The organism is Mesorhizobium sp. LSHC412B00, assembly GCF_000503035.1.
In the GTDB taxonomy this organism is placed as follows: domain Bacteria; phylum Pseudomonadota; class Alphaproteobacteria; order Rhizobiales; family Rhizobiaceae; genus Mesorhizobium.
Map to the genome: position 1 here is coordinate 363,483 of NZ_AYWB01000006.1, position 13,816 is coordinate 377,298.

14 protein-coding genes are annotated in these 13,816 nt (G+C 63.6%); 11 read left to right on the forward strand and 3 right to left on the reverse strand.

What is annotated here, in order from left to right; translation table 11 throughout:
* Positions 1-72: 72 nt before the first annotated feature.
* Positions 73-1,230 (forward strand): YbfB/YjiJ family MFS transporter, encoded by a 1,158-nt coding sequence (locus tag X757_RS150365; RefSeq protein WP_023738455.1) that lies wholly within the window; start codon positions 73-75, stop codon positions 1,228-1,230.
* A gap of 115 nt (positions 1,231-1,345) precedes the next feature.
* Entirely contained in the window at positions 1,346-2,602 is a 1,257-nt protein-coding gene (gene sbmA / locus X757_RS150360; RefSeq protein WP_023726387.1) for a peptide antibiotic transporter SbmA, read from the forward strand.
* Positions 2,603-2,628: 26 nt separating this feature from the next.
* Here the strand turns inward: sbmA and X757_RS150355 are convergent, their stop codons facing one another.
* Positions 2,629-3,633, reverse strand: coding sequence for a polysaccharide deacetylase family protein (locus tag X757_RS150355; protein ID WP_031214688.1), 1,005 nt, complete (start codon positions 3,631-3,633; stop codon positions 2,629-2,631).
* Between the two features lie 193 nt (positions 3,634-3,826).
* On the opposite strand from X757_RS150355, the gene X757_RS150350 reads away from it, so the two are divergent.
* Together X757_RS150350 and der are read left to right on the forward strand one after the other, a co-directional pair.
* Positions 3,827-4,489, forward strand: a complete 663-nt coding sequence (locus X757_RS150350) for a tetratricopeptide repeat protein (RefSeq protein WP_023726388.1) — start codon at positions 3,827-3,829, stop codon at positions 4,487-4,489.
* Positions 4,490-4,565: 76 nt separating this feature from the next.
* Entirely contained in the window at positions 4,566-5,996 is a 1,431-nt protein-coding gene (gene der, locus X757_RS150345) for a ribosome biogenesis GTPase Der (protein WP_023668490.1), read from the forward strand.
* A 233-nt stretch (positions 5,997-6,229) separates the two neighbouring features.
* Here der and X757_RS150340 read toward each other — a convergent pair whose 3' ends face one another.
* On the reverse strand, positions 6,230-7,138 hold the full coding sequence (locus X757_RS150340; RefSeq protein WP_023668489.1) for a LysR substrate-binding domain-containing protein: 909 nt from the start codon (positions 7,136-7,138) through the stop codon (positions 6,230-6,232).
* 117 nt (positions 7,139-7,255) lie between these two features.
* Here X757_RS150340 and X757_RS150335 point away from each other — a divergent pair, with 117 nt between their 5' ends.
* The 7 genes from X757_RS150335 (at position 7,256) to X757_RS150305 (ending at position 12,838) form a co-directional block, all read left to right on the forward strand.
* Positions 7,256-8,551 carry an MFS transporter gene (locus tag X757_RS150335; protein WP_023726389.1) on the forward strand — a complete coding sequence of 432 codons (1,296 nt, stop codon included), beginning with the start codon at positions 7,256-7,258 and terminating at the stop codon, positions 8,549-8,551.
* A 136-nt stretch (positions 8,552-8,687) separates the two neighbouring features.
* Positions 8,688-9,872 carry a cell wall hydrolase gene (locus X757_RS150330; protein ID WP_023668487.1) on the forward strand — a complete coding sequence of 395 codons (1,185 nt, stop codon included), beginning with the start codon at positions 8,688-8,690 and terminating at the stop codon, positions 9,870-9,872.
* Between the two features lie 265 nt (positions 9,873-10,137).
* Positions 10,138-10,530, forward strand: a complete 393-nt coding sequence (locus X757_RS150325; protein ID WP_023668486.1) for an AtpZ/AtpI family protein — start codon at positions 10,138-10,140, stop codon at positions 10,528-10,530.
* Between the two features lie 65 nt (positions 10,531-10,595).
* Positions 10,596-11,354, forward strand: coding sequence for a F0F1 ATP synthase subunit A (locus X757_RS150320; RefSeq protein ID WP_023668485.1), 759 nt, complete (start codon positions 10,596-10,598; stop codon positions 11,352-11,354).
* Positions 11,355-11,420: 66 nt separating this feature from the next.
* Positions 11,421-11,645 (forward strand): F0F1 ATP synthase subunit C, encoded by a 225-nt coding sequence (locus X757_RS150315; RefSeq protein WP_006206606.1) that lies wholly within the window; start codon positions 11,421-11,423, stop codon positions 11,643-11,645.
* A gap of 91 nt (positions 11,646-11,736) precedes the next feature.
* Positions 11,737-12,336, forward strand: a complete 600-nt coding sequence (locus X757_RS150310; RefSeq protein ID WP_023668484.1) for a F0F1 ATP synthase subunit B — start codon at positions 11,737-11,739, stop codon at positions 12,334-12,336.
* A 10-nt stretch (positions 12,337-12,346) separates the two neighbouring features.
* Complete coding sequence (locus X757_RS150305; RefSeq protein WP_023668483.1) at positions 12,347-12,838, forward strand: F0F1 ATP synthase subunit B; 492 nt, start codon at positions 12,347-12,349, stop codon at positions 12,836-12,838.
* 216 nt (positions 12,839-13,054) lie between these two features.
* Here the strand turns inward: X757_RS150305 and X757_RS150300 are convergent, their stop codons facing one another.
* Positions 13,055-13,753 (reverse strand): ribonuclease HII, encoded by a 699-nt coding sequence (locus X757_RS150300; protein ID WP_023726390.1) that lies wholly within the window; start codon positions 13,751-13,753, stop codon positions 13,055-13,057.
* Positions 13,754-13,816 lie beyond the last annotated feature (63 nt).

Here is a 13,816-nt window from a genome sequence, read left to right on the forward strand (position 1 = left end):
GCGTTAGTCGCGCCCGCTGGCCCAACACAAAGCGGATTGTTTCATCGGTCGCCAATTCTATGGTGCGCTGCAATGAACGCCGCTCCATCACCCTTGCGCCAAGCTCTCGCTGGCATGATCGCCATGGCCGTTGCCATGGGCATTGGCCGTTTCGTCTACACGCCGATCCTGCCCGGAATGATGGAAGAACTGCATCTGTCGCCGGCCGATGCCGGCTGGATCGCGTCGGCCAATTATCTCGGCTACCTCGTCGGCGCGCTTGCGGCGGCAGGCGGCTGGGCGCATGGGCGCGAGCGCCTGCTGATGTTTGGCGGCCTTGCCGCCAGTGCTGCGCTCGCCGCCCTGATGGGGCTGAGCGAGACGATGACCGCCTTTGTCGTCCTCCGCTTCCTTGCCGGTCTCGCCAGCGCCTTCGTCATGGTGTTCATGGCCTCGATCGTCTTCGGTCACCTGGCAGCCGCCAACAGAAGCGACCTGCAGGCGCTGCATTTCGGCGGCGTCGGCCTCGGCATCGCGGCATCCTCAGCGCTGATGGCGGTTCTGGTCACCGAACATGCCGGCTGGGCTTCGGGCTGGCTGTGGTCGGCAGCGATTTCCGCCGGCGGCCTTGCGATGGTCGCCTTGCTCGCCGGCAGCACCGCACCTGGCCGCGGCGTGGCCGACCGCGAACCGGCACTGCCGAGGGACCGGTCGTTGGCAAAAGTCATCGTTGCCTACGGCCTGTTCGGCTTCGGCTATGTGGTGACGGCGACCTTCCTGGTCGCCATCGTGCGCCAGGGCGGCGGCGGCCGCGTCTTCGAGGCAAGCGTCTGGATGGTCACCGGCCTTGCCGGCTTTCCCTCGGTCTGGCTGTGGCAGAAGGTAGCGGCACGGATCGGGCTTTATACCGCCTATGCCGTGGGCTGCCTGGTCGAGGTGGTCGGCGTCACCGCCAGCGTCGCCATCGGCGGCACCGCCGGGCCGCTGCTGGCGGGCGTCCTGCTCGGCGGCACCTTCATCGCCATCACCGCGCTCGGCCTGCAGACGGCAAGGCAGCTCGTGCCGGAGGCGCCGCGCCGGATTTTTGCGCTGATGACCGCTTCCTTCGGCATCGGCCAGATCGTCGGCCCGATCGTCGCCGGACTGCTGGCGCAAGCCTCGGGCAACTTCTTCCTGGCCTCGATCGTCGCTGCTGGCGTATTGCTGGTATCTGCTGGGATCACCTGGTCGGCCGCGCCAAAATCGCCATGATTGTGGTCTTGCTCGATGCCGGGCATCGGGTACGGGCATTTGCTTTCCACCTAATGTGTGACTTTATGCCCGCTGAACCCCGCTGATTTGCGCACCGACCGAGGATTTCACCACAGTGTTCGTATCCTTCTTCCCGCAGCCGAAGCTGTTTTTCACCTCGGCCGCCGTCTGGAGCCTTTTGCTCATCATAATTTGGTTTTTCGGCGGCCAAGAGCTGGGTACCCTGATTGGGCTTGCTCCGGTGGCAGCCGACACGCCCGTTGGCGTTGAAGTCTTTTGGTCTGACCCGTTCGTCTGGTTCTACCTATACTACGGCACGGGCGTAGCGCTTTTCGCTGGCTTTTGGAGGTGGTATTCACCCCATCCTTGGCAGAACTGGTCGATCCTTGGGTCCGCGCTCATTCTCTTCGTGATCTATTTCCAGGTTCAAGTGGATGTAGCCTTTAACGCTTGGTACGGACCGTTCTACGATCTCATACAGCGGGCGCTCGGCAAGGCGTATTCGACAACGCCGTGGGATTTCTACAGCCAACTGCTGACCATCTCCTGGGTCGCTGGATTGGCCGTTGCCGTGGGTGTCCTTAACCTATTTTTTGTGAGCCATTGGATCTTCCGCTGGCGCACGGCGATGAATGAATACTACATGTTCTATTGGGACAGGCTTCGCACTATCGAAGGAGCGTCGCAGCGTGTCCAGGACGACACCATGCGCTTTTCCACGACGATGGAAGCACTCGGTGTGAATTTGGTCCGCTCGGTAATGACGCTGATCGCATTCTTGCCCGTTCTCCTCGTTCTGTCGAAAAATGTAACTGAATTGCCAATCGTCGGAGAGGTCCCTTACTCCCTAGTGGTGGTAGCGATTGTTTGGTCGATTTTTGGGACTACTTTCTTGGCGCTCGTCGGCATCAAGTTGCCAGGCCTCGAATTCCGTAACCAGCGCGTCGAGGCTGCCTATCGAAAAGAACTTGTTTATGGTGAAGATGATCCGAATCGTGCTCGGCCGCCCACTGTCGCCGAACTATTTAACAATGTGCGGCGAAATTACTTTAGGCTTTACTTTCACTACATGTATTTCAATGTGGCTCGCATATTTTATCTTCAGATAGATAATATATTCCCTTATATAGTATTGGTCCCAACGATGGTGGCCGCCAAAATCAGTTTGGGTCTATTGAACCGAATTCTCGATGCCTTCGGGCAAGTGCGCTCCTCGTTCCAATATCTCGTCAATGCGTGGACAACGATTGTCGAGCTTCTGTCCATTTACAAGCGCCTGCGTGCCTTCGAGGCAATTATCCACGGCGAGCCGCTTCCCGATATCGATCGTCGTTTCCTCGCGCGCCAGGGAAAGGAACCCGACCCGGCTTGATCCTATCTGCATAGACGGTTGGCGGCTCAGCCGCCCACCGCCGCCTGCCTCTCGCTACCACGTTGCCGCTGCACATAATCGCGAAAACTGATGCATTCGACGTCGGCTTTCACGCACGTCTCGTCGGCAAAGCGCTCCAGCGCGTTCCAGTAGGCGCCGTTGTTCATCAAGGTGAAGTGGAAGCTCAGCACCAATGGGATGCGCTTGCCCTGATATTGCTTGTCGAAGGCAGCACGGAAGGCCTGGTAGGTCCGATCGCTGAACTCGGCTGCCTGGCTCGGCCGCTCGAAACCGCCGGAATGCCTGACATAGAGATTGTAGTCCATGGCGATCACCGGCCTTGAACTCGGGCCTTCCGGGATCTGTGGCAGCGAAAAGCGGGTCAAGCCGCCGCCGGTCGGCGGCTCGACCGGGCCGTTCGAGACGCCGCTGGCGTCATAGTGGTAGCCGGCTTCAGGCAGGGCCTCGTAGAGCCCTTTGCTGGTCGACAGATAGGGCGCGCGAAAGCCGACCACGGCATGGGCAATAGCGCGCCAGCCTGCGGGCTCGGGCGCAATGCCGTTGATCGTATAGGCGTTCTCCAGAATGCGCCCGAACGAGGCGAATTCCTTCAGCCAGTCGGCCTTGCTCCAGTCCTTGCCGTCGAAATGGCCGCAGCCATGGCTGGCAATGTCATGGCCCTCCGCAGCGGCAAGCCCGATCTGGTCGAGTCGGTCCGCGACTTCCTGCTTCGAGACGGCAAAGCCGATGTTGGATTTGCCCGCGGACCTGGCCGGCGCGGTGTATTCGGCGCGTGTCTGCTGCGACAGCAGGAACACGCAGGAAAGGAAGTAGGTAAAATGCGCGCCGGTGCGCTTGGCTAGCGCCCGGCTGCGCTGCCATTGCGATATCTCACGGGCGCTGTCGAACGAGATGATGACGATCTGCTTCGGCTTTGCCGGGGATGGCGCCGCCGGCGGGTCGGCGAAAGCCGCACCAGCCATGGCAAACACGGCTGAGGAAAACGCAACAACGCGGGACAAACGTGGCATCGGCAATCTGGGCTTGATCTGGAGGCAGTCCAAGCCGGCTATCGGCAAAATGTGGCGTGGGTGCGATCAACGTCGGCAGCTATGCGCCTGGCGATTAGCCGATTTTCCTGCCGAGCCCCTTCCATGCCCGCGAAATTTCGCTAAAACGCGGGCTCAAGAAGCGCCCCTGTTGGGGCAGCAATGGTTTTGATTGATGTCCGACGACAGTTTTATCCGCGAAGTCAACGACGAGATCCGTCGCGAAAAGGCGCAGGTGCTTTGGGATCGTTTCGGCCCGGCGATCCTTGTCCTCGCCGTCCTGGTGGTGCTCGGCACCGCTGCCTTCGTCGGCTACCGCTATTGGGACGAGACCCGCGCCAACCGCTCGGGCGATGCGTTTTCGCAGGCGCTGAAGCTTGCCAATGACGGCAAGAGCGACGAGTCGCTGACAGCGCTCGAACAGCTGGAAAAGGATGGCTACGGCGCCTATCCACTGCTCGCCCGTATGCGCGCCGCAACCGTCAAGGCCGACAAGGGCGACTTTGCCGCCGCCGTTACGGATTTCGATGGCGTCGCCGCCGACACCGCCATTCCGCAGGGCATTCGCGACATGGCGCGCCTGCGGGCCGCCCTGCTGCTCGTCGATCACGGCTCCTTCGCCGACGTCTCCAGCCGCGTCGAGGCGCTGACCGCCGACAACAACACGCTGCGCCACACAGCGCGCGAAGCGCTCGGCCTTGCCGCCTGGAAGGAAGGCAAGACCCAGGATGCGCTGAAACTGTTCGACCAGATCGCCGCCGATGACGGCGCCCCGCGCAACGCGCGCCAGCGGGCGACGCTGATGTCGGAATTGATCCGCGGCTCGGGCGCGTCATGATACGCATCGCCCAAAGCCTGCCCTCGGGCCTGACCCAAGGGCGCGCTGCGGTTTGGGCGATGATATGGATAGCCGGATGAGCTTCAAAGTCGCCATTATCGGCCGGCCCAATGTCGGCAAATCGACGCTTTTCAACCGATTGGTGGGACGGAAGCTGGCGCTTGTCGACGACACGCCGGGCGTCACCCGCGACCGTCGCGTCCACGCGGCCAAACTCTACGATCTGCATTTCGATGTCATCGACACCGCCGGTTTCGAAGACGCCGCCGCCTCGACGTTGCCCGGCCGCATGCGCGCGCAGACCGAGATCGCGATCCGCGAAGCCGACCTGATCTTCTTCACCATCGACGCCAAGTCCGGGCTTTTGCCCGACGACCGCACCTTTGCCGAGATCGTGCGCAAGTCCGGCAAGCCGGTCGTGCTGGTCGCCAACAAGGCCGAGGCCAAGGGCGCCCAGGGCGGCATGCTGGAAGCCTGGGAACTGGGCTTGGGCGAGCCGATCCCGGTCTCGGCCGAGCACGGCCAGGGCATGCCCGATCTGCGCGACGCGGTGATCGAGGCGCTGGGCAAAGACCGCGCCTTCGGCGAGGAAGAAGACGAGGCCGAGGACGTCGCCGCCAGCGAGGTGCTGATCGGCGAGGACATCACCGATCCCGACGCCGAACCCGCCTATGACGACACCAAGCCGATGCGCATCGCCGTCGTCGGCCGGCCCAATGCCGGCAAGTCGACGCTGATCAACGCGTTGATCGGCGAGGAGCGGCTGCTGACCGGCCCGGAAGCCGGCATCACCCGCGATTCCATCTCCGTCGACTGGGACTGGCATGGCCGCCGGCTAAAACTGTTCGACACTGCCGGCATGCGCCGCAAGGCCAGGATCCACGAGAAGCTGGAAGTGATGTCGGTGCAGGACGGCTTGCGCGCCATCCGCTTTGCCGAGATCGTCATCATCGTGCTCGACGCCACCATCCCGTTCGAGAAGCAGGATCTGCAGATCGCCGACCTGATCATCCGCGAAGGCAGGGCGCCGGTCATCGCCTTCAACAAATGGGACCTGATCGACAATCCGCAGGAACTGCTGACGGAACTGCGCGAAAAGACCACACGGCTTTTGCCGCAGGTGCGCGGCATCCAGGCGGTGACGGTTTCGGCCGAGACCGGCCGCAGCCTCGACAAGCTGATGGATGCCGTCATCAAGACGCACAAGGTGTGGAACAGCCGCGTTTCCACCGGCAAGCTCAACCGTTGGCTGGAAAGCATTCTGGCGCATCACCCGCCACCCGCCGTCGCCGGCCGCCGGCTCAAGGTCAAATATGTCACCCAGGCCAAGACCCGGCCGCCGGGTTTCGTCGTCCAGTGCTCGCGGCCCGACGCGATGCCGCAATCCTACGTGCGCTACCTCTCCAACAGCCTGCGCGAAGCCTTCGACATGCCCGGCGTGCCGATCCGGATAGCGCTGCGGACTTCGGACAACCCGTTCGCGGGGAGAGCGAACAAGCGCAAGTGAGCGATGACGGTTGCGGAATTCTCCGCAAGATTGGCGGGACAGCACCCCCCTCTGCCCTGCCGGGCATCTCCCCCGCAAGGGGGGAGATCAGTCGTTTCGTCTTTGGAGCCTCTCTTGCAACGTTGAAAATTGGCGAAAGCATTCGCGAGATCCAATCTCCCCCCTTGCGGGGGAGATGTCCGGCAGGACAGAGGGGGGTGTGACGGAACGCTACGCTGGACAGCCGCTTCCGTCTAAGCGACCTCTCTCAACCGCTCGTCCTGCGGCAGCGCCGCCACCGCCGCGTGCCACAATATATCCGCCAGCCGCGCCGCCACCGGGTCCAGTTCGGCGTCTTTCTGGTGCAGCACCAGCGCCATGGTCGGCAGCGCGGGTAAGCCCAGCGTTTGCGGCGCCATCGCCCTGACATTGGCCGGCAGGCCGATATCGGTGCGGATCGTCAGGCCGAGGCCGGCGGCGACCGCCGCCCAGATGCCGCCAAGGCTGGGGCTGGAGAAGGCCATCCGCCATGGCAGGCCGGCGCGGTCGAGCGTTTCCGTCGTCACTGTGCGCAGCAGGCATGGCGCTTCCAGCGCCACCAGCGGCAGTGCCTCGCCCTCGCGCAGCCTGGTCTCGATCAGCTTTGCCGGCCCGATCCAGCGCAATTGCGCGTCGCCGACATGCCGGCTGTAAGGCAGCGCCTGGCCGCTGTCCCAGGCCAGCGCAATGTCGAGATTGCCTGATGTGATCCGCTCGGCGAGTTCATAGCTGCGCCCGATCCGCGCCTCGATCTTGACCTTGGGGTGCGCGCGGGCGAAGCGTCCGAGCACCTCCGGCAGCACCGCCTCGCCGAAATCCTCCTGCAGGCCGAGCCTGACCCAGCCTTCCAGTTCCACGTCGTGGATGGCCGAGGCCGCCTCGTCGTTCAACTCGAGCAGCCGCCTGGCATAGCCGAGCATGGTTTCGCCGGCTTCGGTCAACGCCAGTCCGCGGCCCGACTTGCGGAAGATCGGCGTCGCCGCCTGGTCCTCCAGCTTCTTCAATTGCGCGCTCACCGCCGAAGTCGAGCGTCCAAGCCGGTCGGCGGCCTTGGCGAAGCTGCCGAGTTCCATGCCGGTGACGAAGCTTCGGAGGACATCGAGGTCGAAGGTTACGCGGCGCATCAAAACGGTCCTGTTTTTCGGGAACAATTGTCAAAAAATTCCCGATATTCGGGATGAAGTTATGGCGGTAAAGACGAGGCGTCAAGGTCCCGAAAGGGCATCAACAGGAGTCCCGCCATGTCGATTGCCGACGCAAATCGTGAGCCAGGCCGGGTTGGCCGAGCCGCCGCCGTCAGGTCGAAGGCTGAACGATTTCGCGCCAATCATCGCTGGAAGGTGCTTGGCATCGGCGTTGCCGCCAATGCCAGTTTCTCCGCCACCTTCGCCGGCATACCGGCGGCGGCGGTGTTTCTGCGGTCGGGCTATCACTTGAGCAATGGCAATCTCGGCCTGGTCCTCGGCCTTCTCGGACTGGGCGTTGCCTTGAGCGAACTGCCCTGGGGTCTGCTCACCGACCGCTGGGGCGATCGCGGCGTGCTGTTGACCGGCCTTGGCGCGACCGCGGCGTGGCTCGCCTTGATGGCGTTGTTCATCGTGCCCTCAGTGACCTATGTGCCTGGCGTCGCAATGCTGGCCGCATGCCTTCTGGTCGCCGGCCTGCTCGGCGGCAGCGTCAACGGTTCCAGCGGCCGCGCCATCATGGCCTGGTTCCACGAAGGCGAACGTGGCTTTGCCATGAGCATTAGGCAGACCGCCGTGCCGCTCGGCGGCGGGCTCGGCGCGCTGGTCCTGCCGTCGCTGGCATCGGTGCACGGTTTCGCGGCGGTCTTCGGGCTGCTGGCCGCCATGAACGCCGTCTCTGCGCTGTTTGCCTGGCGATGGCTGCACCAGCCGCCGGAACTGGACAATGCCGGCAGCATGGCCATGGCAAAGTCGGGCGGTCCGGCGCCGCTGCGCAATGTCGAGGTCTGGCGCATCGCCACCGCCATCGGCCTGCTCTGCTTTCCGCAAGTGGCGGTGCTGACCTTTGCCTCGGTCTTCCTGCACGATTTCGCCGGCATGGCCACGCTCACGATCAGCGCCAGCCTTGCCGCGGTGCAGACCGGCGCCATGGTGATGCGCGTCTGGAGCGGCCGCTTCACCGACCGCCATGGCAACCGCCGCTGGTTCCTGCGCCTCTGCAGCATGACAAGCGCGCTTGGCTTCGCGGCCGTCGGCCTGCTGGTCCTGGCGGCAGGAGCCACGCCAGACGCCCATGCCGCGTTGATCCTGGCGATCGCCGTGCTGCTGGTCGTTGCCGGCATTTCGGTCTCCGCCTGGCATGGCGTCGCCTACACCGAACTCGCCACGCTTGCCGGCGCCAGCCGCGCCGGAACCGCGCTCGGTCTTGCCAACAGCTTCGTCTTCATCGCCTTCTTCGTGGTGCCGACCGCCATTCCGGCATTGCTGCTCATCTGGTCGTGGCCTGGCGTCTGGCTGGTGGGCGCGCTCTGCGCCTTGATTGCATGGCCAATTTTCCTGCGGCCGAACTGACGGGTTGCCGGTCGGCAAACGGCGTCCCATTTCGGGCCGCTTCGGAAAAACACGATCAACCGCGTTAACCCCGCATCAAGGTTAATGCTTCACTTTGGCTCTCCAGTGGCTCAGTGGCGTTTCTGGAGAGTTCCCCGTGCATCGACGTGTCCTGAAGCGGCTGGCCGCCGCCGCCGGTGAGAAAAAACGTTCCTTCGTATCGCCATTGGTCATCGGGCTCGGCATCTGGATCGGCTTTCCGACCGTCGTCGCCTACCAGGACATGGGCAGCTTGATTTCCGGCCTCGAAGCTTCGGGCACCCGCTGGAACTCTTATGTCGAGCGCTCCGTCGCCGGCTCGGTTCATGCCGCCGAAATGCCTTTCATCGATTCCGTCACCACCGGTTCGCTCTCGGGCTCGGGCGTGCGCCTGCCCGGCGTCGGCAAGGTCTCGTTTCGCGGCAAGGGCAATGTCGCCGGCATCACGCCCGACGAGGACCGCATCATGCGCGCCGACAAGAAGGGCCGCATCATCCAGGTCTCGCCGGTGGCGCCGCCGAAGAACTTCAATGCCGGCTCGATCTTTCAGCGCACGTCCTCGCTGCTGCGGCCGAGCATGGACAGCGGCCTGAAGCTCGCCTTCGCCAAGCCCGGCATCAAGGGCAAGGAAATCCAGATCGCCCAGGCCTTCCACACCAATGTGGACAAGAAGCCCGATCCCGGCGTGCCGGCCATGCTTGCCGCCCTCGTCAACAATGACAGACCGGACGTGCTGGCCACCGCCTATGCCCAGGCCGAACCAGATTACGCCAAGGCCTCGCCCTTCGAAGCGCTGCTGCAGGACGAGGAGCCGAGCAGCGGGCGCTTCATTCCGCCGATGGCCAAGGGCGATCATTCGTGGATCCAGAACCCGCTGCCGGCCAGCGTCTTCTCCACGAAGGAGCAGGCCTGCCTTGCCAACGGCATCTATTTCGAGGCGCGCGGCGAATCCGTGCGCGGCCAGGCCGCCGTCGCGCAGGTCATTCTGAACCGAGTCCGCAATCCGGCCTATCCGAACTCGATTTGCGGCGTCGTCTACCAGAACGACAACTGGCTGAACCGCTGCCAGTTCTCCTTCGCCTGCGACGGCCGCAAGAAGCGCATCGAGAGCCCCGCCCACTACAAGACCGCGCAGGACGTCGCGATGGCGGTCACCGCCGGCAAGATCTTCATTCCCGAAGTCGGCTCATCGACCCATTACTACGCCAACTATGTCCATCCGGGCTGGGCGCGCACGATGCAGAAGATGACCAAGATCGGCCTGCATATCTTCTACCGCACGTATGGCGGCGGCTGGAGCTGAGCCCTTCGGCTTGCCTGTCGCAAACGAACCGCAAAGGCCCTGGAAGCCGAAATCGGACAGCGGTCGCCGGACGGATTCGGGGCATGTGCCGACCCGATAGTGCCGGGCACGATGTCGCACCTCACCAAGTGGTTGATTCCAATAGAAAAAATACATGGCTTTGAAGTCCCGCCCGTGGCTTGACGGGCGCAAACCCTCTAACTATGTTGCCGGCGACTTTAGAAGCGGACGGACGGTGACGGTCTGACCGGGCAGGGGGGTTACGATGGCCGACAAGAACGGGCCAGACGGAACCGGAGAAACCGGCCGCGGCAGCAAGCACGAGGCCGACATCCGCGACGAAGATCTCGAACGCCGCCGGCGTGAGCTTGGAGCATCGCTTGCGACAAGACGGCCGGATCAGCTCGAGGGGAATGACGGCGCGAAAGCGACGGCCGGATATGGCCAGGCGCTCAAGCTGTCCAGCGAGTTCATCGCCGGGATAGTGGTGGGTGTGGGCCTTGGCTGGTTTCTGGATCGCGTGGCGGGAACCTCGCCATGGGGTCTGGTCGTCGGCTTGTTGCTGGGCTTTGGCGCCGGCGTGCTCAATGTCCTGCGTTCGTCAGGTGTTGTGGCGGAATTCGGAAAAAGCGAGAAGTCGCACGATCCGAAAGAATGAAATGGCGCGCCGCCAATGGCGCACAAGGACACTTAAGGCCGCTCGCGGTTTTGACGGGGATGTAAATGGCTGCTGACAAGGTCGATCCGATCCACCAGTTCCATATCGTCAAGCTGATTCCGATCAATATCGGAGGCTATGACCTGTCCTTCACCAATTCGTCCCTGTTCATGGTCGCGACCGTGCTCGTCGCATCGGCGTTTCTGTACCTCTCGACCTCCAGCCGCAGCCTTGTTCCCGGGCGCCTGCAGTCGGTTTCGGAAATGGGCTACGAGTTCGTCTCCAACATGCTGCGCGACGCCGCCGGAACGCAGGGCATGAAGTTCTTCCCCTTCGTGTTCTCGTTGTTCATGTTCGTACTGGTCGCCAACCTGCTTGGCCTTTTCCCGTACTTCTTCACCGTCACCAGCCACATCATCGTCACCTTCGGCCTCGCAGCCCTGGTGATCGGAACCGTCGTTGTCTACGGCTTCACGAAGCACGGTCTGGGTTTCCTCAAGCTCTTCGTGCCGCATGGCGTTCCGGTGTTCCTGCTGCCACTGGTGGTGCTGATCGAAGTGATCTCCTTCGTGTCGCGCCCGGTCAGCCTCTCGGTTCGTCTGTTCGCCAACATGCTGGCCGGCCACATCACACTGAAGGTGTTTTCGGGCTTCGTCGTCAGCCTGAGCGCGCTCGGCGCCGTCGGCGTTGCCGGTTCGGTGTTGCCGCTGGCCATGGCAGTCGCGCTGACCGCGCTGGAATTGCTGGTCGCTTTCCTGCAGGCCTACGTCTTTGCGGTGCTGACCTGCATGTATCTGAACGACGCCCTGCATCCCGGGCACTGACCTAGAATTTCCGGCATCTTTCGCCGGATGGAATTGCAACGAATTACAGATCCAAAGGAGTTTAAAATGGACGCAGAAGCAGCAAAGTACATCGGCGCCGGTATCGCTTGCCTGGGCATGGGCGGCGCGGGCATTGGCCTCGGCAACATCTTCGGCAGCTACCTGGCGGGCGCCCTGCGCAATCCGTCGGCCGCCGATGGCCAGTTCGGCCGCCTGATTTTCGGCTTCGCCGTGACCGAAGCTCTGGGCATTTTCTCGCTTCTCATCGCGCTTCTCGCCCTGTTCGGCTGAGCCCCTGTTCGGCCAATATCGGTCGGACGAGCATTGGGAAGAATTGGCTGGCCGCATTCCTGCGGCCATGCCTGATATCAGGGGATAGTCCATGTTCGTGACATCTGCGTTTGCGCAAGAGTCCGCACCCGCCGCTGAAGGCGCCCATACCGGTACGGAAGGCGGCACGCATTCCGGCGCCGGCGTGCCTGCCGAGGCGCACGGCACGTTCCCGCCATTCGATCCGGCGACGTTTCCGTCCCAGCTTCTGTGGCTGGCGATCACGTTCGGGCTGTTCTATCTGTTCCTGAAGAAGGTGGTGATGCCGCGCCTTGGCGGCATCATCGACGTCCGCAGCGATCGCATCACGCAGGACCTCGACCAGGCCGCCAGGCTGAAGGGCGAGGCCGACGCCGCCGTTGCCGCTTACGAGCAGGAACTTGCGGAAGCCAAGGCCAAGGCCAACGCGATAGGCCAGCAGGCCAACGACGCTGCCAAGGCTGAAGCCGAGGCTGCCCGCAAGAAGGTCGAGGCCGCCCTCGACAAGAAGCTCGGCGAGGCCGAGGCCAGCATTGCTTCCATCAAGGCCAACGCCATGAAGGAAGTCGGCACGATTGCCGAGGACACCGCTTCAGCCATCGTCGATGCGCTTGTCGGCGGCAAGACGAGCAAGGCCGAGATCTCGGCTGCGGTCAAATCCGTGGCCCGGTGAGGAGCACATCATGGACGCCACATCTCTCGCAACGCTTTGGGCAACAGTTGCCCTCGTCATTTTCCTCGGCGTTGCCGTTTACATCAAGGTGCCAGGCCTGATCGCCAAGTCGCTCGACGCCCGTGCGACCAAGATCAGCGACGAGCTTGCGGAAGCCCGCCGGTTGCGCGAAGAGGCCCAGCAACTGCTCGGCCAATACCAGAAGAAGCGCAAGGAAGCAGAGCAGGAGGCCGCAGCCATCGTCGCTGCCGCCAAGCGCGAGGCCGACATGCTTGCCGCCGAGGCGCACAAGAAGACCGAAGACTATGTCACCCGCCGCACCGCGCTTGCCGAGCAGAAGATCGGCCAGGCCGAGCGCGAAGCCGTCGCCGAAGTGCGCGCCAGCGCCGTCGACATCGCCGTCGAGGCGGCCCGCACGCTGCTTGCCGGCAAGATCGACGCCAAGGCCGGCGCCGACCTGTTCAAGTCCGCGCTGCAGGACGTGAAGGCCAGGCTGAACTGAGCGGGGTAACTCGCTGACATCAAGCCGCCCGGGCAACCTGGCGGCTTTTTTGTTGAGCGCGGACAATCTCCCCCCTTGAGGGGGAGATGTCGCCAAAGGCGACAGAGGGGGTCGGTGCGACCGGGCGCGACGCATTCTGCTGCGAAGAAGGGCTGGCGCTTCACGCGCGGCGACCCCCCTCTGGCCTGCCGGCCATCTCCCCCTCAAGGGGGGAGATTAGCTGTCCAACCCGACAAACCCTTCTTCCTCAACCACCTCAACTCCACCCAGCCTGAACGGCGCGAATGACGCCCGGTGCAGCCTTGCCACCGGACCATGCGCTTCGATCGCGGTGCGGTGCCGCACGGTGGCGTAGCCCATGTGGACTTCGAACCCGTAGCGTTCGTGGTGGCTGCCGCAGCCGCACATCATGCGGTCGCGCATCACCTTGGCGACGATCGAGGCGGCGGCGATCGATTGCGAGCGCTGGTCGCCCTTGATCAGCGCGCGGCCTTCGCAGAGGAGGCCCGGCGGCACATCGCGGCCATCGGCCAGCGCCAGCTTCGCCTGGATCGGCAGGCCGGCAAGGGCGCGGCGCATGGCTTCCAGGCTGGCCTTGAGGATGTTGCTGCCGTCAATGCCTTCGGCGCTGACCGAGGCCATCGACACGCCGAGCGCTGACCCCAGGATTTTCAGGAACAGCGCCTCGCGCTGCAAATGGTTGAGCCGTTTGGAATCGTCGAGCCCGTCGGGAATGTTGGCGGGATCGAGGATCACGGCCGCCGCCACCACCGGCCCCGCCAGCGGACCGCGGCCGGCCTCGTCCATGCCTGCCACCGGCCACAGGCCTTCGGCCATCGCCTTCGTCTCGAAGGAGAAATCGGGCTTTTCGACGATTTCGAAAAGAAGCGGAGAATCGGAACGTGCGCGAGCCATGTTGCGGCGAGGTTCGCATCGGCTCCGATTCTCCGCAAGTCCCTCCAGGGTCGAGTGGGGCAA

What these genes read in the sequence shown, in the direction of transcription:
- X757_RS150305 (WP_023668483.1), top strand. Translation starts at nt 12,347, where the DNA reads ATGGACGCCACATCTCTCGCAACGCTTTGGGCAACAGTTGCCCTCGTC.
- X757_RS150350 (WP_023726388.1), top strand. Translation starts at nt 3,827, where the DNA reads ATGTCCGACGACAGTTTTATCCGCGAAGTCAACGACGAGATCCGTCGC.
- der (WP_023668490.1), top strand. Translation starts at nt 4,566, where the DNA reads ATGAGCTTCAAAGTCGCCATTATCGGCCGGCCCAATGTCGGCAAATCG.
- X757_RS150365 (WP_023738455.1), top strand. Translation starts at nt 73, where the DNA reads ATGAACGCCGCTCCATCACCCTTGCGCCAAGCTCTCGCTGGCATGATC.
- X757_RS150335 (WP_023726389.1), top strand. Translation starts at nt 7,256, where the DNA reads ATGTCGATTGCCGACGCAAATCGTGAGCCAGGCCGGGTTGGCCGAGCC.
- X757_RS150325 (WP_023668486.1), top strand. Translation starts at nt 10,138, where the DNA reads ATGGCCGACAAGAACGGGCCAGACGGAACCGGAGAAACCGGCCGCGGC.
- X757_RS150315 (WP_006206606.1), top strand. Translation starts at nt 11,421, where the DNA reads ATGGACGCAGAAGCAGCAAAGTACATCGGCGCCGGTATCGCTTGCCTG.
- X757_RS150320 (WP_023668485.1), top strand. Translation starts at nt 10,596, where the DNA reads ATGGCTGCTGACAAGGTCGATCCGATCCACCAGTTCCATATCGTCAAG.
- X757_RS150310 (WP_023668484.1), top strand. Translation starts at nt 11,737, where the DNA reads ATGTTCGTGACATCTGCGTTTGCGCAAGAGTCCGCACCCGCCGCTGAA.
- X757_RS150300 (WP_023726390.1), bottom strand. Translation starts at nt 13,753, where the DNA reads ATGGCTCGCGCACGTTCCGATTCTCCGCTTCTTTTCGAAATCGTCGAA.
- X757_RS150355 (WP_031214688.1), bottom strand. Translation starts at nt 3,633, where the DNA reads ATGCCACGTTTGTCCCGCGTTGTTGCGTTTTCCTCAGCCGTGTTTGCC.
- X757_RS150340 (WP_023668489.1), bottom strand. Translation starts at nt 7,138, where the DNA reads ATGCGCCGCGTAACCTTCGACCTCGATGTCCTCCGAAGCTTCGTCACC.